This is a genomic window from Actinoalloteichus hymeniacidonis (assembly GCF_014203365.1).
Lineage (GTDB): Bacteria > Actinomycetota > Actinomycetes > Mycobacteriales > Pseudonocardiaceae > Actinoalloteichus_A > Actinoalloteichus_A hymeniacidonis.
On record NZ_JACHIS010000001.1, the window covers coordinates 6,281,222 to 6,306,207 of the forward strand.

Sequence of the window (24,986 nt, forward strand, 5' to 3'; positions counted from 1 at the left end):
CGGTTTCCGGCGCCCGAGGTCTCATCGTGGGCCGCCGCTGCGGCCTCGCGGGGAACTCGGTCGCAGCGACTTACCGCCCAACGTGCGCCGTGCTGCGCCGAGCGGCGCGACGATCAGCGTTTCCGCAACCGGATGGTGCCCGCGAACTCCGGGTTCAACCGCGCGCCACGCTCACCCGGCGCCACCTCCGACGCCGTGATCGGCACCATCATCCACGGCTGCCTATTTCCGATGAGCGGCGAGTACACCGGCACGAACGCCTGGTCGTACAGCGAGACCGCGAAGTCCGCCGAGACGTTGCCCCGCCGGTCCACGGCCCCGGTCCCGTGCCAGGGCAGCAATCCCGAGCCACCCAGGCCGGAGAATCCGCATCGGCCCGGCCTCGGCACGTTGGTCAGACGTACGCGGGAGGAGAACACGTCCTCGTAGTGCGAGTCGTGGTCCGCCTGGCGCACGACCACGTACCGCACCGCCGAGCGCCATGCCCGACGCAACACCTGGCGGCGGGCTCGCAGCACCTCGGGATGCGCCCGAGGGTCCCGGACGTCGAAGACGTCGGCGAAGACCCGTGCCGAGAAGCCCATCAGATCGGTCGAATCGGGGTGTTCGGGGGCCGTCGAGTACAGGGCCGAATGGAAGAAGTCCGGCAGCGCCGAGAGCAACTCCCGCGCGAGATCGACGTCGAGCACCCGGTCGTCCGGTTGGAGCGCCAAACGGCCGATCTCCTCCAGCACCCGCAACGGGTCCACGCTCACATCCAGATCTCCGAGCAGTTCGAGCAGGCCCCGGTGATAGCGCCGGATGCGACGTTGCCGCTCGGCCTTGCGGTCCTGGCTCAACCGCTCGTGCGCGAGATCGTCGATATCGATCAACTCGATGACGTCCCCGGCGCCGACCATGGCCAGATAATCGCGCAGAATCCGCTGGTAGGCGGTGGTCGCCGAATCGGGCCGGGAGTGGAAGTGCTGACCGTCGGTCAACACCGTCAGCCGAACCCCGGGCGGATACACCTGGCCGACCGCCTTGGCCAGCTCCCGCAACCGCACCAGCACCCCGAGTTCGGCGAGATCGGGCAGCGGGCCCGATGCCTTCAGACCATTCTGGCCGTGTTTGATCGGGAATCCGGTGATGACCATCCGGATCGGCTGGTCGGTGTGCAGGAACGGAAGCATGTCCTGCCTGGCCTGTTCCACCGAGTAGTTCGACCGCGAGCCCTTGATGAACTGTTTGCGGGTCAGTACGTGGTGGATCAGCGCCACGATGCGATCGTGCGCGGAATCCACCGTGGCCAGGCGATCCGCGAGGTGCCGCCGGGCGTTGGCGGCCACCCGCACCGCGGCGCTGTCGGCGCCCCGGACCAGTTGCGCGACGATCCCTCGGCTCTCGGCCATCGACAGTCGAACCGCCTGCCCTCGCGCAGGCCGGTTGGTCCGCAGTTCCCCGATGCGCAGCCCCGCCAGGGAACACGCGTAGGACAACCGGGGAAGTGCCTGCTCCCCCGGTTCGACCGCCGACCACGGCGTGGTCTCGAAATCCTGGATCGCCTGCTCCGACCGCGCAGCCGGTGCATCGTCGGGAGCGGCCACGGCCAATCTGATGGCCGAGGGGAACTCACGGTCCAGCAGCGTCCAGTTGGCCGAGGTCTGCGCGATGACGGCGACCATCGCGAGATCCGGACTGTTCTTCGCGGTCAACGCCGTCTGTCTAAGCCGCCCGCCGTTGGTGAGGAAGACCTCGCCGCCCGCGTCCGTCACATCCCGGCGGAATCGGCGCAAGCCCGGCAGCGCACGTTCCGGGTCGGCTAAATCGAGCTGGATCAGCACCGAGGGCCGCTGAGAGGTCTGTCCGGTACGCCGAGCCTGCGTCTGCCTGCGGACCTCGGCGAGCACCTCCTTCAACCGATCGTCCTGACCGGTCGGCACGCAATGCACGAACTCCCGCAGCGGATGCCGGGAACCGAGCCTGCGCACCGTCTCCGGACGTAGGAAACGCAGTTCGTCGTGCAGCACGTCCGTCACCGCCCGTCGGACCTCGGCGGCCGAGTACCGGTCGAACCAACCGGTACACCGACGGAAGGCGACGGTCAGAACGCCGATCAGGTCGTAGAGCGCGCTCATGCTCGCCCCAGACTCACCGGAGTCGGGTCGGCCCGGCTCGGTGGGCAGCGTGGGGTCGCACAACACGACCCGACCGGTCAGGTGCAGTTCCGGCGACAGCTCGATGGCGACGTTCTTGTCGTGCAGGCCCGCGAGCCCGAAGCCGTATCGGTCGATCAGCACCCGGAACACCGTGGCCAGCGGTCGGATGAGGAACTCGATGAAATGCTCGAGTTCGCTCTCGGACCTTTCGAAGCGGTTCTCCAGCGCGCGCTGCAGCAGGGTGGGCGAGTGCCGGTCCTGTCCGCTGGTGAGGGCGTTGATGCTCACCGGCAGGGTCCCGCCGGGGAACTCCGGATGCGCGGGGTGAACCTGCGGTGAGCGCAGCACCGCCGTGGCCCCGCTCTCGACGTCGACCAGCGCCGCCAACACCGGGCGGGCGGCCGCATACAACCGCAGCAGCGGATCGGTCCGCAGGATCTCGATCAGCGTCCAACAACGCTGCAGCCGGTGCTGGGTCTGTCTGCGGACGACGCTCTCGGCGGGCCAGATCTGCTGCGAACCGCCGTAGAGCGGCGCGGCTCCCGGCTCGGTCTCCAATTCGACCTGCCATGGCCCTCGACCACCGCGAAGGTCGGGCTCGGCCAGCAGCATGGTGTTGGGCGAGGAGGTCAGCTCACCGACCAGGGTGCGGTATCCGATAGAGGCGCGGTGCGCGTGCTCGGCTCCGGCCACTTCGATCGGGAAGGTGAGGCTTCCGTCCGGATCGGTCAGGAACTCGAGTCTGCTCGCCGTCTCGGCGGCGAACTGTTCCGGCAGGTCCCCCGAGGGTAGGAGCGTCTCGACTCGATCCGCAGGCAGTAGCGCGCAGCGCAGCAGGAACGGTCCTGGCGGGGAGCCGGCGGCCGGATCGGACCGAGGTTCGGCCACCTGCCGTTCGCCGAGGACGTCGAAGTTCCGCCGGTCGCCCGTGGTCTGTTCGCGGAACGCGCCGCCCGCCTCTGCCTGGCCGACGATGTCCTGTTGCCAGCCCAGATCGGGCCTGACACGGGTCTGGCGGAGTCGGACCAACACCCGATACAGCGCAAGCCGGTCGACGGGCCCTCGAATTTGGATCCCGGCTCCGGTCCCCGGTCCGGTCAGCAGCACACCCGCGTGGTTCTCGACCACCGTCAATGGGTAGCCGCCATCCCGCAGCAGTCCATTGAGCTGGTTCTCGTTGAGAACCTCCTCGGCTGCCATCCGAGCCAATGGGGCCGGTCTCAGCGCGTCCGGCCGAGGAATGCTCGGTCCGGTGTTCTCAGGCCCGACCTCAGCGGCCGAGTGCCCCCATGACATCAGGAGCCCGTCCTGATCTATCACGCGCGCATGCCTCCCCCACTGGATCCGCGACAGCGGTTGTCACGCGAAGGTGCATTGTCGCAACGGATCGCAGCGGAGTCGAACCTGCTGGGTAAGCAGGCGACCACCCAGTGGAATGAAACGCGACGCACCTCCCCGTCGATACGAATGCGGATAGTGGCCAGTTTGACTCATACGGGTGTATGGCGGAACAACAACGCTCACCCGACATGACACAAGCGTGCGCGCCGGAATCCAACACCGTTTTCACATTCCGCAACCACTCGAACGCCGAAAGCATCCGGGCCGATGCGAATCGTCTTTCGCCAGATCTCGGCACGGCGGGCCGACGGCCATTGGCGGCCGCCGACCCGTTATGCCCCGGCGAAGGCGAGGTACCGCAGGGCGCATTCACCCCGGGGTGATACGACATTCGGACTAACGCATTCGATCGAATGCGCCAAACCGGAATTCGCCGGAAGCGCCGATTGCCGTGATTCCCGGCGAATACGGTGTTCGTGGACGATCAGGACCGACTCCGGGCAGGCGCTCCCGATTACAAGCCCGCGACCGCCGTCGAGATCGGTGTCCGGCCACCCACCAACTCCGCGGTCACGCCGCCGAGGGTGGGCCTGTCCAACAGCTCCAACAGCACGGCGGCGACATCGTCCCTGGGAACCGCGCCCGCCGCCACCGACGGCGCGAGCTCGATCAAGCCGGTGCCGGGATCATCGGTCAACGATCCCGGCCGAAGCGCGATCCAGTCGAGATCCTTGGTGCGAAGTTCCTCCTCCGAGGCCTTCTTCGCGCGGAGATAGGCCGCGAACACCGGGTCGATGCCCGGATCGTCTGCACGATCCGCCCCCATCGAGCTGACCAGCAGGTATCGGCGTACCCCTGCCCGCACCGCCGCATCGGCCAACAGCACTGCGGCCGCCCGGTCCACCGATTCCTTGCGCGCCGCCCCGCTTCCCGGCCCGGCGCCCGCGGCGAACACCACGGCGTCGGCGCGATCGAGGGTGTCCACGACGGACGAGATGTCCGACTGCTCGAGATCGCAGAGCACTGCCTGCGCCCCGGTGTCGGCTACCTCGTCTAGATGGTCCGGATTGCGGACCAAGCCGATTGCGCTGTCCCCTCGCGCACTCAACAGCCGTTCGAGCCGAAGTGCGATCTTCCCGTGTCCACCTGCGATCACCACATGCACGTGGATCACCATAATGCCGGTTCAGCCCGGGCGCCGGTCTCTCGGCGCGAGTCTTCGAGACTACTGGGCCAGGACCAGCTCGTAGATCACCTCGTTGAGCCAGAGGCCCGTCACCGTGGCCGCCGGGTCGATCAGATCGGGCCATGCGGGCTGGGCTACGTCCAGGCTCTCGTCCTGCCCTGCGGTCAGCACCGTCACCTCGTGGTCACGGGCGCGCGGCAGACAGTTGTCCTGGAAGTCCGCCAGACCCAGAACGCCGTCGGGCAGCACCATCGCGGCCGGGCAGAACCGCGCGAACGGTGCCACCGAGGCGAGGCCGGTCCGCCAATGCCTGCCCAGTGCGAGCATTCCGGTGATTCGAACGGCAGGCGGCGGCGCCTGAACCGAGAGCTCCGGCCAGACCCACGTCTCGACGGATGCGCGGTCGACCACCGGGGTGAATCCCAGACACAACCGTTCGGCGTGTGCCTCGGGGATCAATTCGGCAACCGGTACGACGCGCCTACCGAAAAGGGTGCAGGCGGGAAGTACGACGCCCCGCCACCCCAGCAGGCCAGCCGCAGCCACCGCCAAATGCTCCGCAGGGGTGGGGAGTGCGACATCCGGCTCGTGCCTGACGGGCAACACGTCGGCATTGTTTCCGGTCGCGTGCCCTGGTGAGCGGTTCACCGACAAGCCTCCTTATCCGATACTTCACGACAATGGGTGAGTCGTGCATTTCTGCTCTTCTCAGAGCAGACGTACCAGTTCGGAAGAATCGGGCGACCGGCTACCGCTCGTCGGTGCGACCGGCGGCGGGGAGCGGTCGATGACCGGTCGATAACCGGTAGGTGGCCTTCAGCCCTACATGCCGCCGTTCGTGTGAGTGCGGTTCGTCAGGTTGGTGGATCGAGCCGAAATCCCGAGCGGCCGAAGTCGGTCCGCGCTAACCGGCGCAGGCCGAATTTCGTCCTGCGCCGAAGCCGATCGGGATCCCTTCCCCACTGTGCGCTTCAGAGTCGTTCTGGCGCGGCAATACCCAACAACGACAGTCCCAAGGTCAGCACCTGGGAGGTCGCCGCCGCAAGGGCGAGTCGCGATTGCCGGACCTCGTCGGGCGTTCCCGGGGCCAGGATCGGGCAGCGCTCCCAGAATGACGAGAACGCGGTGGCGATCTCGTACAGGTGCCCACAGATCCGATGCGGTGCCAACGATTCGACCGCCGAGGACACCGCGGCAGGGAAGCGCAGCAAGGCCAGTGCCAACTCCCGTTCCGCAGGCTCGACGGGCAGGACCGCGGTGTCCGCCGAGGGCCGCTGTCCGGCCTTGCGCAGCACCGAGAGGCTCCGCGTGTTGGCGTACTGAAGGTAGACGGCGGTGTTGCCGTCCATCGCCAGCATCTTGTCCCAGGAGAACAGGTAGTCCTTCTCACGGTCGCCGGAGAGGTCGGCGTACTTCACGGCGCCGATGCCCACCGACCGGGCCACCGAGGCGCGCGCCTCGGCATCGAGCTCGGTGCGCTCCGCGACGACCGCGCCCGCCCGCTCGACGGCCTCGTGCAGGAGTTCCACCAGCTTGACCGAACCGCCCGCCCTGGTGCGGATCGTCTTGCCATCGGAGCCGAGGATCGACCCGAATGCGACGTGTTCGGCCCGGTGCTTCTCGGTCAGCCAGCCCGCCTGCGCTGCGACGGCGAAGACCATGGCGAAGTGCTGTGCCTGCGGGGTGCCCACGACGTAGAGCAGGTCGGTGGCGCCGCGCTCGCCCGCCCAGTAACGAGCGGTCGCCAGGTCGGTGGCCGGATAGCCGTAGCCACCGTCGCTCTTGCGGACGATCAGGGGCAGCCGTTCGCCCTCCCGATTGGTGAAGCCGGGTGGGAAGACGCACACCGCGCCGTCGCTGATCTCGGTCAGTCCCTTGGCCTCCAGCTCGGCGACCGTGTCGGCGAGCATCGGGTTGTAGAAACTCTCGCCGTAGAGGTCCTCGCGGCGCAGGGAGACGCCGAGCAGTTCGTAGACCTCTTCGAAGTGACGGGCCGACTCGTCGACCAGCCCCTGCCACAACGCGAGGGTCTGCTCGTCGCCGCCCTGAAGCAGCACGACCCGCTTCCTGGCCCGGTCTGCGAAGTCCTCGTCACCGTCGAACTTGACGCGCGCCTGCTGATAGAAGCCGTTGAGGTCGCCGATCGCATGTGCCTGCGCCCCGTCGGCCACCCAGCCCTCGTCGATCAGGTGCTCGATGAGCATTCCGAAGGGGGTGCCCCAGTCACCGATGTGGTTGTGCGGGACGACCTCGTGTCCGATGAACTCGAGCAGCCGCCGCAGCGCCTCACCGATGATGGAGGACCGCAGGTGCCCGACGTGCATCTCCTTGGCCACGTTGGGGCTGGAGTAGTCCAGGGCGAATCGACGGGGTTCGTCGACCACTGGCACGCCCGCCCTCGGGTCTGAGAGCAACGCGGTCAGCGCAGAGCCGAGGAAGTCGTCGCGGAGGACGATGTTGATGAACCCGGGGCCCGCGATCTCGGTCTCGGCCACCAGGTCGCCTGCGTCGAGGTTCGAGACCGCCGCCTCGGCGACCTCCCTCGGTTTGCGGCCGAGCTTCTTGGCCAGGCCCATCGCCACATTGCACTGATAGTCGACGCCCGCTCGGTTGGACGGTCGGATCAGGGCTTCCTCGGGGGTGATCGACACGTCGAGTGCCGTCCGCAGCGCGGTCGCGATCCGACCGCCGAGCTCCAACCCGATATCGCCCTGTAGCACCCGGTGTCCTCCGGTTTCTCTTTCGTCGTGGCTTCTGCGCCGATGTCCGAGACAAGTATCCCAGTATCCGAGGGATGCAGGTCGCAGTCACCCCGACAACGGGTTCCGGGCACCCCTACGCCGGGGACACGGGTGAACCCGGATGTTGCGGCGGTGGCGGATTCGCAGACTCGATTGGTGATCAGAACCGAACCGAATGAGACCCGATTCACCACCGACCGCAGGCGAAGGCAGGCCGCGATGCTCCCGCTGGCCTTGGCGCTCGTCGCATCGCTGGCCGTGCCTGCCGCCGCCACCGCCGAACCGGCCGAGGCTGTTTCGCCCAACGCGGAACCTTTACTGACCCTGCCCGAGCCGACCGGCGGGCACCTCGTCGGTTCGACCAGCCTGCACCTGGTCGACGAGAGCCGATCGGACTATTGGCGTCCCGAGGAGGACCGGGAACTCATGGTCGGGCTGTGGTACCCGGCGATCGCACCGACGTCGAAGCGAGCCGAGTACACCTCTGCGGCGGTCTCGGAACGAATAGTCGCAGGCCACGGGGTCGATGCGCCTGGCGACTCGTTGACCAGGGTCGAGACCCATTCGTTCCGGGATGCGATCCCGAGGCCCGCGCGCGGCGGACGCCCGCTGGTGCTGCTGTCGCCGGGTGCCGGGCTCAGCCGCGAGTCGTTGACCTCGTTGGCCGAGGAGCTGGCCTCGCGGGGAAACATCGTCGCCACCATGGATCACAAGTACGAGGCACAGGGAATCGAGTTCCCCGACGGCCGGGTGACCGGGTGCCTGCTGTGCGAGGAGAAGACCTCCCGAGAGCTGGGTGCGGCGATGGCCGAGGGACGGTCGGCGGACGCCTCGTTCGTCATCGACGAGCTCACCGGCCGAGATCCGGCCTGGTGGGCGGGAATGCTGATCGATGAGTCGCGCATCGCCATGGCAGGCCATTCCTTGGGCGGCGCCACGGCGTATCTCGCGATGGCGACCGACAACCGGATCGATGCGGGCGTCAACATGGACGGCACGATCTTCACCACCGTCGCAGGCGAGGGCCTCGATCGTCCGTTCATGCTGTTCGGCGGGCTTCCCCACGACCGACCGGTCGACCACGAGGACTACGACGAGACCTGGGCACGTGAGTGGGCTCATCTGGAAGGCTGGCGACGCTGGATCCAGGTCTGTAACGCCGACCACATGGGTTTCACCGACATCCCGCTGCTGGCCGAGGCCTTCGACATCCCGCCGACCCAGACCCCGCAGTGCGCGGCAGACGAGGTCGGCCTGCCTACCGGAGAACGATCGGTGGAGATCACCCGCGCCTACCTGAGCGAGTTCGTCGACCATCACCTGGCAGGCAAGGAGAGTGACCTGCTAGACGCTCCCGCTCCGGATTTCCCAGAAGTGGAGTTCCGAGGCTGACACCCGAATCGCCATGGTGACGCATGGGACTCAACCAACTCCCATGCGTCACACCCAAGCAGCCCACAACCACACGTTCAGCCCCTAGCCCCACCCCCCACGACCAGGTAACTTCCCGCACCACAACCAAAACCAGGCACCCCAGCCCAAACGCCAACGCCAACGCCAAGGCGGCAAGACCCGCTGGTCAAAGTCGAGATCCCAAAGCCGAAGGCAAGGGAACGAGATCCGCTGGTCAACACCCAGCCGCTCCCCACCCAACACAAGGAGCGGCACCACACCACAGCAACAAACCCCGAAGGCCGAAGGCCGAGAAAAAGTCGAGATCCCAAAGCCAAAGGCAAGGGAGCAAGATCCGCTGGTCAACACCCAGCCGCTCCCCACCCAACACAAGGAGCAGCACCACACCACAGCAACAAACCCCGAAGGCCGAAGGCCGAGAGATAGTCGAGATCCCAAAGCCGAAGGCAAGGGAACGAGATCCGCTGTCAACACCCAGCTGCTCCTCGCCCCACGCAAGGAGCAAGCAACGCGGGGGGCATGGGGGGCTCGGCCCCCCAACAAGCGCGGGAACCCGCGAGGTTCCCCAACGGGGAACCGAATAGAGTGGGCGAGGAGGGAGTTGAACCCTCACGTCCTTGCGGACACACGGACCTGAACCGTGCGCGTCTGCCATTCCGCCACTCGCCCGAGTGACTGACACCCGGTCTTGCTGGGTGCGGCGAAAGCGTAGCACACGTTCTGAGGCGCCTTTTGCACTAGACGCTGTGGCCCGCTGTCGGCACGGATACGATCGGGACAAGTAGTCGTATCGGGTGGAGGTTATGCCGTGGGCCTCGTGCAGCGCTTCGAGCGCCGTCTCGAAGGCATGGTAGGGAACACCTTCGCGCGGGTGTTCGGCGGAAACGTAGTGCCGCAAGAGCTTGCGCAGAACCTCCAGCGGGAGGCTGACGGGCATGTACAGGAGCTGGCGGGTGGCCGCCTGCTCGCGCCGAACCACTTCGTGGTCACGCTCGGCCCGAGCGACCACGAGCGACTCACTGGTGACGAGCAGCGGGTCAAGCAGCTGCTCGCAGACTGCGTCCAGGAGCACCTCGCCGAACAAGGGTGGGATACCTATGGTGACGTCGTAGTCTCCTTGGAGCGCTCTGAAACGCTGCACACGGGACAGTTCCGAACCAGTTCGTCTGTCGACCCGGATGCGGGCAGTCAGGCGGCACCACCTCGCAACGCAGGAGACCGACCCATGAGCCAGCCCCCCGGCCAGCAGTACCCCGAGAGCGACCCGTACGGCCAGCAGCAGTACGGCTACGACCAGCAGGGTTACGGCCAACAACAACAGCAGTACGGCTACGACCAGCAGGGTTACGGCCAGCAGCAGGGTTACGACCCGAACTACGGGCAGCAGCAGGGATATGGCGGCCAGCCCGGTTACGACCAGCAGGGTTACGGCCAGCAGCAGGGTTACGACCCGAACTACGGGCAGCAGCAGGGATATGGCGGCCAGCCGGGCTACGACCAGCAGGGCTACGGCGGCCAGCCCGGTTACGACCAGCAGGGCTACGGCCAGGGCGGGCAGCCGGGTTACGACCAGCAGGGCCAGCAGGGTTACGGCCAGCAGGGCTATGACCAGCAGGGCTACGGCCAGCAGCAGGGTTATGGCCAGCAGCAGGGCTACGGCCAGCAGCAGGGGGGCTATGCTCCGCCCGCCGTGCAGACCGGCCCTCGGCAGATCACCGCGACCCTGCAACTCGACGACGGTTCCAACCGCACCTATACGCTTGTGCAGGGAAGCAATGTCGTCGGTCGAGGCCAGGATGCACAGTTCCGGCTGCCCGACACAGGAGTCTCCCGGCGACACCTGGAGATCACCTGGGACGGACAGAGTGCGACCCTTGCTGATCTCGGTTCCACAAACGGCAGCACCGTCAACGGCAATTCAGTCCAGACTTGGCAGCTCGCGGAAGGCGACGTCGTCCGCATCGGCCACTCCTCCCTGGTCTTCCGAAGCCAGGGCTGACGAAGCCGCAGGCACGACCGACCACGAGACCTCGGTGGCGGCATGGAGTAGGAGCATCCAGAACGGTGGAAGGCGCATATCCCCTCCGTAGCGGGGGTGGTCGGTCATGCCAGAGTTGGTGATCCAACTCACCAGGGCAGGCTTCCTCGCCCTGCTCTGGTTGTTCGTGTTGGCCGCGCTCCGGGTCGTCCGATCCGATCTGTACGCGGCTTCGGGACTGCGAGTGACAGTCCCGGGTGGACGACGTGAACCGCAGAAGTCGCGCGGTCGCTCGCCTCGACAGCTCGTGGTGACACACGGGGCCCTCGCGGGCACCCGGATCTCGTTGGACGGAAGGCCGATCACTCTCGGTCGAGCCGACGACTCCACATTGGTGTTGGACGACGACTACGCCTCGACACGGCATGCGCGTCTGGTACTCCGAGGGACGGACTGGTACGTGGAGGATCTAGGCTCCACCAACGGCACCTACCTCGACCGGGCGAAGGTCACGGGTCCGACCCGAGTCTCGCTCAGAGCCCCGATCCGTATCGGCAAGACGGTGATCGAGCTGCACTCATGACCCTTGTCCTCCGCTATGCGGCCCGAAGTGATCGAGGCCTGGTTCGCTCCAACAACCAGGACTCCGTCTACGCAGGGCCCAGACTTCTGGCGCTCGCCGACGGAATGGGCGGCCATGCTGCAGGCGAGGTGGCCAGCAAGGTCGTCATCGCCGCGCTGGCACCGCTCGACGACGACGAGCCGGGTGACGACCTACTCGGTCGGCTGCGCGAAGCCGTCAGCAACGGCAACGGCATGCTCAACGAGTTGGTCGCAGGCGATCCCGACCTCGACGGCATGGGCACCACGCTGACCGCGGTGCTCTTCGCGGGCAGCAGGTTGGGCCTGGTCCATGTCGGCGACTCCCGCGCTTATCTGTTGCGGGACGGCAGGTTCGCCCAGATCACCCACGACGACACCTTCGTCCAGTCGTTGATCGACGAAGGCCGGATCAGCGAGGAGGACGCGGCGAACCATCCGCAGCGTTCGCTGCTGCTCCGCGCTTTGACCGGCAACGACGTGGAGCTGACCCTCACGGTGCGCGAGGCTCGACCGGGCGACCGCTATCTCCTCTGTTCGGATGGGCTGTCCGGCCCGGTGAGCGATGAGACGCTCGACGAGGCCATGCGCATCTCGGACCCGCAGGCCTGCGCGGACCGGATGATCGAGCTGGCGCTCAAGGGCGGCGGGCCCGACAACGTGACCTGCATCGTCGCCGATGTGGTCGACGTCGAGTTCGGCGAGAACGCCCCGATCGTCGGTGGCGCGGCCGGTGACGGCTCCGAGGAGCCACCGCCGCCGGATTCGGCTGCGGCGCGTGCTTCGGCCACGACTCTTCCTCGGCCGCCGAGGAAGGAAGCCGAGCCGGAGCCCACCAAGAAGAAGCGCAAGGGCCTTCGGACCGCGCTCGTCCTGTTCGCCGTCCTGGTACTGCTCGGCGTCGGTGGCTATTTCGGCTACAGCGTCGTGATGGGCCAGTACTTCGTCGGCGCCAACGATGACGACGAGGTCGCCGTCTTCCAAGGCGTTCGCGGCACGGTGGTGGGTATCCCGTTGCACCGCCAGGTCGAGGATTCCTGTGGTGGCGCCGGGGAGGACTGCGAGCGCATCCAGATCGGTGATCTGCGGCCTGCGTACCAGGGCACGGTTCGAGACGGCATCGTGAACCAGGGCGATCTGAACGACGCCAGGGAGACGATCGACCAGCTTCGCACCGAGCAACTGCTGCCGCCCTGCACCGAGGAACAGCCCGCTTCCAACGGCGACAACGAGCCCGCCGACAACGACGACTCCGCGAACAGCGCCGGGGACACCGAGGAAGCCGAGGGCGACCAGCGCACTCCCGAGGACGAACAGACTCGCCCAACGCCTCCTTCGGAGGGGCCCTCCGGCTTGGTCGGCCAGGACGACGAACGTTCCGACACTCGTGAGCAGGACGCGAAGGACGAGACCACCGGAGGCAGCGCCGCACGTCACGTGCAGGAGCCTGGAGTCGATTGCCGGACGGTCGGCTGATGTCCAGCCCGGTCGACGCCACGTCGAATCCGGGGCAGGCGGCAACGCCGTCGCCCCCTGCCGTGCCCACTCGGCGAAACACCGAGCTGTTGATGCTCGCGTTCGCCGCCATTCTCGTCACGATCGCCAACGTCCTGGTCGAGGCGAACCAGGAACAGGAGTTGTCCACTCAGCTGCTGTACAACGGCGCGGCCTTCCTCGCGCTGTTCGGCATCGCGCACCTGGCGGTGCGCAAGTGGGCGCCCTATGCGGATCCGCTGATCCTGCCGTTCGCCGCGCTGCTCAACGGCGTCGGGCTGATCGCGATCTACCGAATCGATCTCGCCGACGCGGCCGCCGACCCGGATCACGGATACCTGGTGAACCGGCAGATCGGCTGGATGGTCATCAGCGTCGTGCTGTTCGTCCTGATCCTGGCCTTCGTCAAGGATCATCGGCTGCTGGCCCGCTTCGGCTATACCTGTGGCTTCGTCGGGCTCATCGCGCTGGCGCTGCCCGGTTTCCTGCCCGCGAGCATGTCCAGCGCGGGTGGAGCGAAGATCTGGATCCGTATCGGCGGGGCGGGTATTCAGCCGGGTGAGTTCGCCAAGATCCTGTTGATGATCTTCTTCGCGTCCTTCCTGGTCTCCAAGCGCGACCTGTTCACCGTGGCGGGTAGGCGTTTCCTGGGTATGGACTTCCCGAGGATGCGCGACATGGCCCCGATGCTGCTGGCCTGGGCCGCCTCGGTCGGCGTGCTCGTCTTCGAGCGCGACCTCGGCACCTCGCTGCTGTTCTTCGGCCTGGTGCTGGTCATGATCTACGTGGCCACCGAACGGGTGTCATGGGTGGTCATCGGACTCAGCCTGTTCGCGATCGGCTGTGTCATCGCCTATCCGCTCTTCAATCACCTCCGGGTCCGAGTCCTGAACTGGATGGACCCACTCGGCAGGCTCGATGCGACCGACGGCGACAGCTTCCAGCTAGTTCAGTCGTTGTTCGGCCTCGGTACGGGCGGCATCTTCGGCACCGGACTGGGCAGCGGACGACCGACGCTCATCCCTGCGGCCGAGACCGACTTCATCATCTCCGCGATCGGCGAGGAGATCGGTTTCGTCGGAGTCGCCGCCGTCCTGTTGCTGTACCTACTGCTGGTGATGCGTGGCCTGCGTACCGCGCTGGCCGTCCGAGACAGCTTCGGCAAGCTGCTCGCCAGCGGTCTGGCGTTCATCATCGGTCTGCAGGTGTTCATCGTCGTCGGCGGTGCCACCCGGCTGATTCCGTCTACCGGTATCACCGCCCCGTTCCTGTCCTACGGTGGCTCGTCGCTGCTGGCGAACTACATTCTGGTCGCACTGTTGCTGCTCATCTCTCATGCAGCACGCAAGCCGCAGCCCCCGTCGAAACCCCGGCCGCAGCAGGCTCCGCTGGCTGAGGCACACACGGAGATGGTGGCCCGACCGACATGAACACACCGATCCGTCGAGTCGCCCTGACCGTCATGCTGCTGATCGTGGCGCTGATGGTGAACCTGACCTATATCCAGGTGATCTGGTCGGACGAGCTTCGGGCGCATCCCAGGAACAGCCGCACCCTCAACGAGGAACTGGCGCGGCAGCGGGGCGACATCATCGTGGGCAACGAGGCGGTCGCCACGGTCGAGGAGACCGGCGACAACCTCTACCCGTACGAGCGGGTCTATCCGGATGGCCCGGTCTACGCGCCGATCACCGGTTACTACTCACCGATTGGTCGCACCGGCTTGGAGCGCGCCGAGGACCCGGTACTCAACGGATCGGACGACCGGCTGTTCGTCCGGAGACTCTCCGACCTGATCACCGGTCGGGACGCCCGAGGCGGCATGGTCGAGCTCACCATCGATCGGCGGATGCAGGAGACCGCCTATCAGATGATGACGGACCGAGGCCTCACCGGCGCGGTAGTGGCATTGGAGCCGAGTACCGGTCGAATCCTGTCCTTGGTGTCCACGCCGACCTTCGATCCGAATGAACTCTCCACTTTGGATTCCGAAGCACGCGCTGCGGCGACCGAGGAACTGGAAGCCGACGAGAATCGCCCGTTGCACAACCGGGCGATCTCCGAGACCCAGCCGCCTGGCTCGACGTTCAAGCTGCTCGTGGCGGCCGCCGCGTTGGATAACGGCTATTCCAACGACAGCGAGGTCAACGCCGCGCCCTCCGTCCAGCTGCCCGGCAGTAGCGTCAGCCTGCCCAATTACAACAACAATCCGTGCGGGAATGGACAGCGCGCGACACTCCTTCAGGCGATGGAGGAGTCCTGCAACGTTCCCTTCGGTGAGATCGCGGGGGAACTCGGTCCCGAGGTACTTCAAGAGCAGGCTGAAGCGCTAGGCTTCAGCGACCCAGACCTCGAGATTCCGCTTTCGGTTGCGTCCTCCGAACTCGGTGAGATGGCGGACTCCGCAGCGGTCTACCAAAGCGGAATCGGCCAGCGCGATGTCCGGGTCACCCCATTGCAGAACGCGATGATGGTTGCGACTATCGCAAACGAGGGCAGCCGGATGGAGCCGCACGTCGTCTCGCGGATTCTCACTCCCGAGCTCGATCTCCTCGACGAGATCAACCCGGATGAAGCTGAGCAAGCGTTCTCGCCTCAGGTCGCACAGGACCTGACCGAGATGATGATCGCCTCCGAGCAACACACCGGCGGCGAGGGACAGATCCCCGGCGTGACGATCGCGTCGAAGACCGGTACCGCCCAGTGGGGCGTCGACCCCTCAGAGACCAACCCGCACGCCTGGTATGTCGCCTTCGCACCTGCCGAGGACCCGCAGGTCGCCGTGGCCGTACTCGTCGAAGCAGGCGGCGATATCGGCGCGGGTGCCACCGGCGGTCGAGTCGCCGCACCGATCGGCCGGGCGGTGCTCGGTGCCGGGCTCGGAGGTGGCTGAGCCGTGCTCACCTCCGGGCAGCTGCTCGCGGACCGCTACCGACTCGGTACGCGGATCGCGGTCGGCGGCATGGGCGAGGTCTGGGAGGCGGCTGACACGCGCCTCGATCGCAAGGTCGCGGTCAAGGTCCTCAAACCGGAGCTCTGCGGCAATGCCGAGTTCCTGCACCGGTTCCGCACCGAGGCCCGCACCACCGCATCACTGAACCACCCGAATATCGCGGCGATCCACGATTACGGCGAGACCGCTGCGGTACCGGATGGCCCGGAGGACACCGCCTACCTCGTGATGGAGTTGGTCGAGGGCGACCCGTTGGCCGCTATCCTGGCCACCCAGGGCAGGCTTAACGCCGACCGCGCGCTCGACATGCTCGAACAGGCGGGCCAGGCACTTCAGGCCGCGCACGAACGCGGTTACGTCCACCGCGACGTCAAGCCCGGCAACATCATGGTGACCCCGAACGGCAAGGTGAAGCTCACCGACTTCGGGATCGCCAAGGCGGCCGATGCAGCGCCGGTGACCCGATCCGGCATGGTGATGGGCACCGCGCACTACATCGCGCCGGAACAGGCATTGGGCGGCGAGGCCGAACCCGCCAGCGATGTCTACTCCTTGGCCGTCGTCGGTTACGAATGCCTGATGGGGCACCGTCCCTTCGTGTCCGACAACGCGGTGACGGTCGCCATGATGCACATCAGGGAGAACGTCCCGCCGCTCCCGCCGGATGTGCCGATCGGTGCGCGGACCCTCATCGAGAACACCCTGGTCAAGGATCCGAGGCGGCGTTACCGCACCGGAGGCGAGTTCGCGGCGGCCGTGTCCGCGGTACGCGCGGGTCATCCGTTGCCTGCGCCCTCGGGTCTGGCGATGCTGTCCAACGGACCGATCACCGGCAACATCCCCCGCGTTCCGCCGGGGGGCAACATGATGATGCCTGCGGCTCCCGTGCAGAACATGCCACCGGCACCGCCCGCCCATGGTCCGGCCCCGATGGGTCATCACCCGGGCGGCGGTTACCACCCCGGGATGCAGCAGCCACCGCGTCGTCGAAGCAACGCCGCCGCATGGACGGTCGTCTCGCTGCTGGTCGTCATACTCATCGGCTTGGCCGTGTGGGGTATCTCCACGGTTCTGCAGGAAGGGCAGGGGCGCGCGGAAAGCCCCGGTTCCGGCACCGATCTCGAGGAAGATTCGGGTCCTTCGGTTTCCGACGAAGATGTCTTACCCTCATTCCCCGAGCCCGATGAACAGCCACCGCCTGGTCAGAGCGAGAATTCTGCTCTCGTCGAACTCGCCGAGACCGAGTTTCAGAACAAACCGTCCGAGGTAGTGGCGGAACGGCTCGAAGAGCTCGGAATGCGCCCAACGGTGGTGGGAATCGACGACGATCCGGTGGAACTCGCGAGAATGTGCCTGGTGACAGGCATAGAACCGAGTGGTCTGCAGCCAGTGAACACTGAGATCGTTGTTCGGTGTACCACAGGGGGTGCTTGATCCGATGTATCACCACGAGGACATGCTTATGCAGACTCGGCATCGGACCGGGCGAACCGGCATGATGAGACGACCGTTAACGAGGATCGGGACGACGCAGTAATGGGCACGCAGCGACTGCTCTCCAACCGCTATGAACTGGGTGACACACTCGGTTATGGCGGCATGTCCGAGGTCCACATGGGCAGGGACGTTCGACTCAGCCGCGATGTGGCCGTGAAGGTGCTACGCGCCGACCTCGCACGGGATCCCACGTTCCAGCTGCGCTTCCGCAGAGAAGCGCAGAACGCCGCAGCGTTGAATCATCCCGCCATCGTCGCCGTCTACGACACCGGCGAGACGGAGACCGAGCACGGTCCGCTGCCCTACATCGTCATGGAGTACGTCGACGGTCGGACGCTGCGCGACATGGTGAAGGGCGATGGCCCACTCACCGGTCGTCGGGCGATGGAGGTCATGGCCGACGCGAGTGCGGCCCTGGACTTCAGCCACCGACACGGCATCATCCACCGCGATGTGAAGCCCGCCAACATCATGATCACCAAGTCCGGCGCCGTGAAGGTGATGGACTTCGGTATCGCGCGGGCACTGCACGATGGCCAAGCCGCCGTCACCCAGACCGCAGCCGTGATCGGCACCGCGCAGTACCTGTCGCCGGAGCAGGCCAGGGGCGAGGCGGTCGACGCCCGAAGCGACGTCTACGCGGCGGGCTGTGTGCTCTTCGAGCTGTTGACCGGCGAGCCGCCGTTCACCGGTGATTCGCCGGTTGCGGTCGCCTATCAGCATGTCCGGGAGGATCCCCGGCGGCCGTCCGAGGTCAACGACCAGATCACGCCCGAGCTCGACGCGATCATCCTCAAGGCGATGAGCAAGAACCCCGCCAACCGGTACCAGTCGGCGGCGGAGATGCGCGCCGACCTGGTGCGGGTGCTGTCGGGGCAGCGGCCGAACGCGCCGATGGTGATGACCGACGAGGAACGCACCACCATGATGGGCTCCGAGGACGCCCCGCAGCCCGGCAGGCGGCGACGTCCGCCGCCGCCCCCCGTCGACGACGACTACGACGAACTCGCCGATGAGGAGGAGGAACGGCGCGCCCGACGCCGGAAGGGCTGGGTCGCCGCGCTGATCACGGCGCTGTGTGTCGGCATCATCGCGTTGGCCGCCGTCCTGACCATCAACGGATTCAACTCGGGCGAGGACGACGCCCCGACCACACCGACCGTCTCGGTACCCGACCTCACCGGAATGACCGAGCGGGAGGCCAGGGACGCCCTGGACGCTGCCAATCTCCGGATCGATATCGGTGAGCCCGTGGAATCCACCGCAGAGGAGGCAGGCACGGTCATGTCCACCGACCCGGCGCCTGACGCGGAGGTCGAAGAGGACTCCACCGTGCAGGTCATTCTCGGTGCAGGCCCGGGTACTGCAACGGTGCCGGATCTCACCGGGATGTCGGCGAGTGAGGCAGGGGACGCCCTGGGCGAGGTGGGGCTGCGGCTCTCCGAGGAATACCAGTACGAGGAGACCGAGGACGAGAACCTCGTCGGGGCGGTCATGGGACAGAACCCGCCGCCGGACCAAGAGGTCGACGGCGGTTCGCGCGTGCAGATCACCCTCGGCGAGGCCATCGAGCAGGTCAACGTCATCAATGCGGTCGGGCAACAGGTCGACACGGCCAGGTCGAACCTGGAGAGCCTGGGATTGACCGTCGACGTGCAGACCACCAGCAGCGCGGAGGAGGAGGGCGAGGTCCTCTCCCAGAGCATCCCGCCGAACACCCCGGTCGACCGGGGTTCGACCATCACCCTCCAGGTGTCGCTCGGCGATCAGCTCGAGATGCCCGATCTGACCGGGATGACCGCAGATGAGGCATTGGAGGCGCTCCAGCAACTCGGGTGGGACGGCGAGCTCGTCGAGCAGGGCGTCATGGTCGACGATATCTCCCAGCTCGATCGAGTGGTGTCGCAGTCCTTCGACCCCGGCAATCCACTCCGCAACGACGAGTCCGTGATCATCGGCATCGGAAAACTCACCGGCGGCGATGACGACGGCGGCGGCGACGATGACGGGGGCGGCGGCGGCTTTCTGAACCCGCCGTGAGGCGTGGCAAGCACTCGCTGGGGCGGCTGGAGCTGAATCCGGCAGGTTGGACAAGGACCCGACAACCGCCCCAGTAGGCTTGGCGGCCATGGTGTCCACGGCGCAGACGCAGACGCGGCGGACCATCGATCGGTATCTACGGCTACTGGCTGCGGGAGACGCGGCGGGTGTGTTGGAGTTGTTCACCGATGACGGGGTGGTCCGCTCGCCGATGAACGGCGAGATCCCGGCACGCGAGTTCTACCCCGAACTCGCGGCGACCACCGCACGCTCGGAGATCACCCCGGTCGACGTGTATCTATCCACCGAGCAACCGAACTGCGCGGCCGTGCGGTTCCGCTACGACTGGCGGCTGCCGGACGACACCGCGACAGCCTTCGACTGCGTCGACATGCTCACGCTCGACGAGACGGGCCGGATCACCGAACTGCGCATCGTCTACGACACTCATCCGCTGCGAATGGCCTGGCAGGCGAGCCTTCCCGCGCCTTGATCCGAACCTCGGCGTCTCCTGTTGCGTCCCGGCACAGCTCACCCCACGCTGACACGACGGGTGGCCGATCGTCGGCTTCGCGGGTCGCTTAGGAGGTGCCAGAGATGGCGGACGAGATGATCCCGTCGGCGGAGCGGGCACTGCCCGAGGTCACCTGCCGAGACATCCAGGGCCGCACCTGTCTGATCACGGTGCGCGTCGTGGACGACCGGATCGAGCTCAGTTCCCCGGCAAGCGAGATCATCATGCTCGAACCGGATTCGATCCGCGCTCTGGGCATCGTCCTCCGAGGCGCGGTCGCCCGGGTTCAGGCCAGGATCAGGGCCCGGTCGATCCCGCTGCCCAGCCCTCGGCGGCCCGGCGGGCCCGAGCCGATCATCGGCACGCTCTAGAAGACGCGTCAGGCCTGTGCAGCGGCCGCCAGCTTCCGGGCGCCGTGCTCCAACTCGTCGACCAAGGCCGAGGGCACCGTCGTGCCACAGGCCGCCAGCCAATTGGCCAGCATCCGATGTCCGCCATCGGTGAGCACCGACTCCGGATGGAACTGGACGCCCTCGATCGGCAGCGTCCGGTGTCGAATGGCCATCACCACGCCGGACTCGGTCCGGCCCGTGACCTCGAAGTCGGCGGGAACGGTGTCCGGCCGCACGGTCAAGGAGTGGTAGCGGGTCGCGACGAAGGGGTTCGGCAGCCCGGTCAGGACGCCCGAGCCATCGTGGTGAACCAGGCTGGTCTTGCCGTGCAGCAGCTCGGGAGCCCGCTCGACGACGCCGCCCCAGACCTGGGCGATCGCCTGGTGGCCGAGGCAGACCCCGAGCACCGGTAGGGCTCGCTCGGCACAACGACGGATGAGCTCCATGCTCTGACCGGCCCGGTCCGGCGTTCCCGGTCCCGGGCTGATCAGCACACCGCTGACCTGGTCCAGGTCATCCTGTTCGACGACGTCGTTACGACGCACCAGCACCTCGACGTCGAGCTGCGCCAGGTACTGGACCAGGTTGTAGACGAAGCTGTCGTAGTTGTCGACGACCAGGATGCGCATTCGACCAGCGTATCCGAGCGTCAAGGCCCGCCGATGCGCGTCATTCGACCGTGTTGACGTCGGTAGGCACGTCGACGCTGTTCCAGGGCAGCAGCGGCGCCACCCACGGGAACACGACGAACAGCAGCAACGAGATCACGATGGCCACCAGCACCAACGCCTCGATGATCTTGACCACGAGTGGTCCCGGCAGATGTCGCCAGATCCAGCCGTACACGTCGTCTGCGCCTACTCTCGTTCCAGGGTCACTGACTCCAGCTCGGGCGGCAGTCCGGCGCCCTCGCCTTCCTTCGGATACTGAGCGGTCAAGAGACCGTGGATGATCATCCGTTGCTCGGCGGAGAACCTCGGGTGACAGGTGGTCAGGGTGATCAACGAACGCTGATCCGCCTCGGCCAGCTCCACACCGGGATTGCTCGGTACGGGCAGGATGACCTCACCCTGGCTCGGCGAGACGATCTGCTGGCCGGGGGTCATCCCGTAGGCGCCGCCGCCCTCGACGTTCGGATCGACCAGCGAGGGCACATCGGTGCACTCCGGCCGGGCCGCCCTGGTGGCCTCCCAGTCCGCGATCTCGCTCTCCATCGGCAACACCCGATAGACGAACCACTCCGACTGGCCCTCGATGACGATCGCGTCGCAGCTCTCCAACAGGTCGAGGTTGTTGAAGGGCGAGCCCCAACCGACCCGGTGTCCCGCCACCGCGAAGTTGCCGCGCTCGCCGGGCAACGCGCTGTCGATGTAGTGGCCTGGGCCGACCTCGAGGTTCTCGTCGCTGGTGCCCTCGACGATGCTGTACCGGTAGTCGGAGCCGAACTTGGGCACGTAGATCCGTGCGAAGGCATCGCCATCCATCGGGGCGATACCCGAATCACGCTCGTTGGCGCCCGCCTGCCACATCTCCTCCATCCGCGAGTCGGCCTGGGCCTGCCGCGAGGAGGTGAACCAACCGGTGACGAAGAGCTCGTAGAACACGAACAGCAGCACCACGAACCCCGCGGTCAGCATCAGCTCGCCGCCGGAGCGGGCGAGGATCCGGCCCGCGCTGTCCTTCTTCTTTTTCTTGGTCGCTACCGACTTCTTCTTCGTGCGCGGTTTGCCCTCGGCTGCGGCAGCGTGTTCCGAGTCGTCGTCGGCCTCGTCGTAGCCGTCGTCATAACCGTCGTCGTAGTCGTCCGCGTACTCATCGTCGTAGTCGTCCTCGACGGGCGCGATGAGCTCGGTGGCCGCCTCCGGCGCGGGTTGCCCGGCGCGGTTCGGTGCGTGCGATGCCGATGCAGCGGGCAGCAGCTCGGTCTGCATCGACTCCGGGTCCGGCCCGGGTGCCTGCATGCCCCGCGTCTGCATCGGGCCTCGGCCTGCGCCACCCGGCGCCTGCCGGGGCGGCATCCCGGGGATGGGCGCCATCGAGGGCCGGGACCGATTGGGCCCGTCGGCGTCGAGGGCGCCGTCGAGTCGGGCGCCCAGCAAGGAACCGGCGCTGGACTCGACGTCGTCATCGATCGGCGCGGCGAACGGCGGTTCGGCACGGGGGGTCGAGCGCGGTGCGACAGGCAGCTGACCGGCGAGGTCGGCCGAGCGAGGCCCGTCCGAGGTCGGTCGCCCCATCGGGGCGTCGGGGAGCGGCAGCACACCGCCGAGATTGGGTGCGGCGGGCGGCGGCCTGTCGTCCGGCCTCGGCCAGTCCTGGCTGGTCTCCGGGCCTCGGGGAGCGGCCGCGGGCGGGTAGGTCGGCGGGGGGCCGGGCCGGGTTGGCGGCTGCGGCCGTCGGGCCCGCCTGCCATCCGGTGCATCGGCCGGGCGCTCCCCCGGGCGTCGCGGGGCGGCAGGCGGCGTACCACCCGCCGGACCGGCCGGCCTGCGCTCGCGGCGAGTGCCGTTCGGCGCATCGTTGGGCGCGGTCTGCGGCCAGGCGTGCTCGGTGGCGGAGCTCAGCGGGCCGCTGGCGATCGGGGCGGAGAATCCGGTGGACCCGGTGGAACCGCTGGGTCGCGGCGGAGCGGAGAACTCGGTGCGCTCGCCCGCCAGGTCCGGCCGAGCCGGGTTGTCGACGGGTTCGGCGCGGCGACGTCGACCCCCCTGGCCCGGTGTGGGACGCGCGGGCGGTGGCTCCTGGTGGTTCTCCGGCTCGGCGGCCCGCCGACGACCGGTGACCGGGCGTTGGACGCGCGTCGCCTCGGGCGGGTTCGGCGCCTCCCACGTGCCCGATGCGGAGTGCCTGCCCGGGTTGGCCGGGTGCTGGTCTTCCGATCCCTCGCGCGCGGCGCGCCTACGGCCCGGGCCTGCGGTGCGCGCCGGGCGCGCGGCCGCCGGGCGCTGCTCGTCCTGCGCAGGCTGCGGAGCACGAGTGCGGGGGGCGTAGTCGTCCCGCTCTGGCGGGAACTCACTCACCACGAAACCTCCTGGGCTACGACGTCGGCAGCTCTGCACCAGCAGCGTAAGCACACGTCTGTTGTGACCGTGTCCATTCGTCGAGAGACGCAGGCCACTTGGGGCTGATCGCGTCATAGGCTGGCGGACATCACGACCGCCGAGTGGGCGAATAATCGCGACCGTCTCGGCGCCATCCGCTCGACGGGTACACCTGTCCTTCGCTGAGAGCCTCGACTACGTTAACGTGATTGCGGGATCGAGGCGTCCACCTTGCGTTTTCTCACCAGGCGTAGACTGGACGGCCACATTCCGTGATGACGACGAGCAACACCGGTCGACGCCAGCGAGGAAACGATGCCGAAGTCCAAGGTCCGCAAGAAGGACGTCTACACCGTTCCGCAGGATAAGCGCACACCGGTCAAGGCAGAGGCAGTGGGTCTTGGTCCTTCGCATCCGGTCTACGTGTCCGTGATGCTCGGGATCATGCTGATCGGCCTGCTCTGGTTGATCGTCAACTACATCGCCGGAGATCGTATTCCGCTGATGCAGGAGCTCGGGTCGTGGAACTTCGCCATCGGCTTCGCGCTGATGATCACCGGTTTGTTGATGACCATGCGGTGGCGCTAGAGCACCGAGCCCGGACGACTCCGGGTCGGCAACTCCATACTGACAGTGACAACGGGCCCGGGCACCTGTGTGTCCGGGCCTCGCTCTGCCTGATGAAGATCGTTCAGCTCAGGCACGAGCCGTGCACGGTGGGTACTCGAACCACATCCATGTAAGTCATCCCCAGTGGGGACAACTCCTGTGGATAACTTTGCGCATTTCGGCACAAGCGCCGGTAGAGGGCCTTGGTTGTCCACAAGACAGCGACGGGCTCACCCGCTTGGGTGAGCCCATCCATGACGGATCAGCAAATCCGCTATGTCAACCGATCCGGCCGCAGGTCTCCCGACCGTCGATGGTCATGCACGTCCATTCGCCGAGCTGTGCTTCTCGGATCAAGAACGCCACCACCAACAGCGCGATCAGCGCGACCACGACACCGATCTGAACGGCATCACGCCGCTGCCGAGGCGCGAAGACCATCCCGGCCGTGGCCAGCGCACCGACCACCAGACCACCGACGTGTCCCAACAGGGAGATCCCGGGGATGGTGATGCTGATGACCAGGTTGATGCCGATGACCATCAGAGCCTGACGCGGATTGACCTTCAACCGGATCGCGGCGATCGCGATGCCGCCCATCAACCCGAACACCGCGCCGGATGCTCCGGCGACCTGGACCTGTAGTTCCCCGAACAGATAGACGGCGATCCCGCCGCCCATCAGGGAGACCAGATACACGGCGATGAACCGCAGTCTGCCGAGGAGAAGCTCCAGATCCCGGCCCAGCACCCACAGCGCGAACATGTTCAGCGCCAGGTGCAGCAGGCCGAAGTGCAGGAATCCGGACGTGAACAGCCGCCACCACTCGCCCGCCGCAACCATCGGCGGCCACAGCGCCCACGCCCCGAAGAGTTCCGATGCGGCGTTGCCCATCGGATTGCCCGCTTGGGCCGCGGTGATCAGGTAGACCACCACGTTCAATGCGATGAGGACCGGAACGACGATCGGCTTGGCGCCAACCGGGGCACCGGCCAGGGTCTTGGGCCTACGCGTGGTGCGCGCGCCCTCCGAGATGCAGTCGACGCACT

General features: G+C 67.0%; 19 protein-coding genes and 1 tRNA gene. 11 read left to right on the top strand and 9 right to left on the bottom strand.

All coding sequences use genetic code 11. The features are described from left to right. Positions 1-113 precede the first annotated feature (113 nt). The 4 genes from BKA25_RS27020 to argS form a co-directional block, all read right to left on the bottom strand. A complete protein-coding gene (locus tag BKA25_RS27020; protein ID WP_069845620.1) occupies positions 114-3,338 on the bottom strand; it encodes an L-tyrosine/L-tryptophan isonitrile synthase family protein in 3,225 nt (1,074 codons plus the stop codon). A gap of 655 nt (positions 3,339-3,993) precedes the next feature. After that, complete coding sequence (locus BKA25_RS27025; RefSeq protein ID WP_069853106.1) at positions 3,994-4,644, bottom strand: NAD(P)H-binding protein; 651 nt, start codon at positions 4,642-4,644, stop codon at positions 3,994-3,996. Positions 4,645-4,704: 60 nt separating this feature from the next. Next, on the bottom strand, positions 4,705-5,313 hold the full coding sequence (locus BKA25_RS27030; RefSeq protein ID WP_236750432.1) for a hypothetical protein: 609 nt from the start codon (positions 5,311-5,313) through the stop codon (positions 4,705-4,707). A gap of 323 nt (positions 5,314-5,636) precedes the next feature. Then, the gene (gene argS / locus BKA25_RS27035; protein WP_069845616.1) at positions 5,637-7,385 is read right to left on the bottom strand and encodes an arginine--tRNA ligase; all 1,749 of its coding nucleotides are present in this window, start codon (positions 7,383-7,385) and stop codon (positions 5,637-5,639) included. A 177-nt stretch (positions 7,386-7,562) separates the two neighbouring features. Between argS and BKA25_RS28555 the strand changes: the two genes are divergently transcribed. After that, on the top strand, positions 7,563-8,798 hold the full coding sequence (locus BKA25_RS28555) for an alpha/beta hydrolase family protein (RefSeq protein WP_084642323.1): 1,236 nt from the start codon (positions 7,563-7,565) through the stop codon (positions 8,796-8,798). Between the two features lie 607 nt (positions 8,799-9,405). Here BKA25_RS28555 and BKA25_RS27045 read toward each other — a convergent pair. Next, a tRNA-Leu gene (locus tag BKA25_RS27045) sits at positions 9,406-9,488 on the bottom strand. Between the two features lie 139 nt (positions 9,489-9,627). Between BKA25_RS27045 and BKA25_RS27050 the strand changes: the two genes are divergently transcribed. The 9 genes from BKA25_RS27050 (at position 9,628) to BKA25_RS27090 (ending at position 20,266) form a co-directional block, all read left to right on the top strand. Further along, on the top strand, positions 9,628-10,818 hold the full coding sequence (locus BKA25_RS27050) for an FHA domain-containing protein (RefSeq protein ID WP_069845615.1): 1,191 nt from the start codon (positions 9,628-9,630) through the stop codon (positions 10,816-10,818). 106 nt (positions 10,819-10,924) lie between these two features. Continuing rightward, the gene (locus BKA25_RS27055; RefSeq protein WP_069845613.1) at positions 10,925-11,380 is read left to right on the top strand and encodes an FHA domain-containing protein FhaB/FipA; all 456 of its coding nucleotides are present in this window, start codon (positions 10,925-10,927) and stop codon (positions 11,378-11,380) included. Continuing rightward, a complete protein-coding gene (locus tag BKA25_RS27060) occupies positions 11,377-12,873 on the top strand; it encodes a PP2C family protein-serine/threonine phosphatase (protein WP_084642322.1) in 1,497 nt (498 codons plus the stop codon). Before BKA25_RS27055 ends, BKA25_RS27060 begins: the two co-directional genes overlap by 4 nt. Beyond that, complete coding sequence (locus tag BKA25_RS27065; protein WP_069845611.1) at positions 12,873-14,321, top strand: FtsW/RodA/SpoVE family cell cycle protein; 1,449 nt, start codon at positions 12,873-12,875, stop codon at positions 14,319-14,321. Before BKA25_RS27060 ends, BKA25_RS27065 begins: the two co-directional genes overlap by 1 nt. Beyond that, complete coding sequence (locus BKA25_RS27070) at positions 14,318-15,784, top strand: peptidoglycan D,D-transpeptidase FtsI family protein (protein ID WP_069845610.1); 1,467 nt, start codon at positions 14,318-14,320, stop codon at positions 15,782-15,784. Before BKA25_RS27065 ends, BKA25_RS27070 begins: the two co-directional genes overlap by 4 nt. Before the next feature lie 3 nt (positions 15,785-15,787). Then, positions 15,788-17,278: a protein kinase domain-containing protein gene (locus tag BKA25_RS27075; protein WP_069845608.1), complete on the top strand. Its 1,491-nt coding sequence runs from the start codon at positions 15,788-15,790 to the stop codon at positions 17,276-17,278. 102 nt (positions 17,279-17,380) lie between these two features. Continuing rightward, a complete protein-coding gene (gene pknB, locus BKA25_RS27080) occupies positions 17,381-19,381 on the top strand; it encodes a Stk1 family PASTA domain-containing Ser/Thr kinase (RefSeq protein ID WP_069845606.1) in 2,001 nt (666 codons plus the stop codon). Positions 19,382-19,469: 88 nt separating this feature from the next. Beyond that, positions 19,470-19,874: a nuclear transport factor 2 family protein gene (locus BKA25_RS27085; RefSeq protein WP_069845605.1), complete on the top strand. Its 405-nt coding sequence runs from the start codon at positions 19,470-19,472 to the stop codon at positions 19,872-19,874. Positions 19,875-19,978: 104 nt separating this feature from the next. Next, on the top strand, positions 19,979-20,266 hold the full coding sequence (locus BKA25_RS27090; RefSeq protein ID WP_069845603.1) for a hypothetical protein: 288 nt from the start codon (positions 19,979-19,981) through the stop codon (positions 20,264-20,266). 8 nt (positions 20,267-20,274) lie between these two features. Here the strand turns inward: BKA25_RS27090 and BKA25_RS27095 are convergent, their stop codons facing one another. Genes BKA25_RS27095 through BKA25_RS28560 form a run of 3 tightly spaced genes read right to left on the bottom strand, consistent with a single transcriptional unit; the run spans position 20,275 to position 23,307 of the window. Then, the gene (locus BKA25_RS27095) at positions 20,275-20,916 is read right to left on the bottom strand and encodes an aminodeoxychorismate/anthranilate synthase component II (RefSeq protein ID WP_069845601.1); all 642 of its coding nucleotides are present in this window, start codon (positions 20,914-20,916) and stop codon (positions 20,275-20,277) included. A gap of 40 nt (positions 20,917-20,956) precedes the next feature. Next, on the bottom strand, positions 20,957-21,133 hold the full coding sequence (locus BKA25_RS27100) for a hypothetical protein (protein WP_172803707.1): 177 nt from the start codon (positions 21,131-21,133) through the stop codon (positions 20,957-20,959). Positions 21,134-21,144: 11 nt separating this feature from the next. Further along, complete coding sequence (locus BKA25_RS28560; protein ID WP_236750431.1) at positions 21,145-23,307, bottom strand: class E sortase; 2,163 nt, start codon at positions 23,305-23,307, stop codon at positions 21,145-21,147. 336 nt (positions 23,308-23,643) lie between these two features. Here BKA25_RS28560 and crgA point away from each other — a divergent pair, with 336 nt between their 5' ends. Beyond that, positions 23,644-23,916 (top strand): cell division protein CrgA, encoded by a 273-nt coding sequence (gene crgA, locus BKA25_RS27110; RefSeq protein ID WP_069845600.1) that lies wholly within the window; start codon positions 23,644-23,646, stop codon positions 23,914-23,916. Between the two features lie 300 nt (positions 23,917-24,216). Here crgA and BKA25_RS27115 read toward each other — a convergent pair. Then, on the bottom strand, positions 24,217-24,986 hold a 770-nt coding region (locus BKA25_RS27115; RefSeq protein WP_184285106.1), incomplete at its 5' end, for a rhomboid family intramembrane serine protease.

Excerpts from the sequence above, each read along its gene's own strand:
- BKA25_RS27020 (WP_069845620.1), bottom strand. The coding sequence starts at position 3,338 with ATGGCAGCCGAGGAGGTTCTCAACGAGAACCAGCTCAATGGACTGCTG.
- BKA25_RS27055 (WP_069845613.1), top strand. The coding sequence starts at position 10,925 with ATGCCAGAGTTGGTGATCCAACTCACCAGGGCAGGCTTCCTCGCCCTG.
- BKA25_RS27060 (WP_084642322.1), top strand. The coding sequence starts at position 11,377 with ATGACCCTTGTCCTCCGCTATGCGGCCCGAAGTGATCGAGGCCTGGTT.
- BKA25_RS27065 (WP_069845611.1), top strand. The coding sequence starts at position 12,873 with ATGTCCAGCCCGGTCGACGCCACGTCGAATCCGGGGCAGGCGGCAACG.
- BKA25_RS27070 (WP_069845610.1), top strand. The coding sequence starts at position 14,318 with ATGAACACACCGATCCGTCGAGTCGCCCTGACCGTCATGCTGCTGATC.
- pknB (WP_069845606.1), top strand. The coding sequence starts at position 17,381 with ATGGGCACGCAGCGACTGCTCTCCAACCGCTATGAACTGGGTGACACA.
- BKA25_RS27085 (WP_069845605.1), top strand. The coding sequence starts at position 19,470 with ATGGTGTCCACGGCGCAGACGCAGACGCGGCGGACCATCGATCGGTAT.
- BKA25_RS27090 (WP_069845603.1), top strand. The coding sequence starts at position 19,979 with ATGGCGGACGAGATGATCCCGTCGGCGGAGCGGGCACTGCCCGAGGTC.
- BKA25_RS27095 (WP_069845601.1), bottom strand. The coding sequence starts at position 20,916 with ATGCGCATCCTGGTCGTCGACAACTACGACAGCTTCGTCTACAACCTG.
- crgA (WP_069845600.1), top strand. The coding sequence starts at position 23,644 with ATGCCGAAGTCCAAGGTCCGCAAGAAGGACGTCTACACCGTTCCGCAG.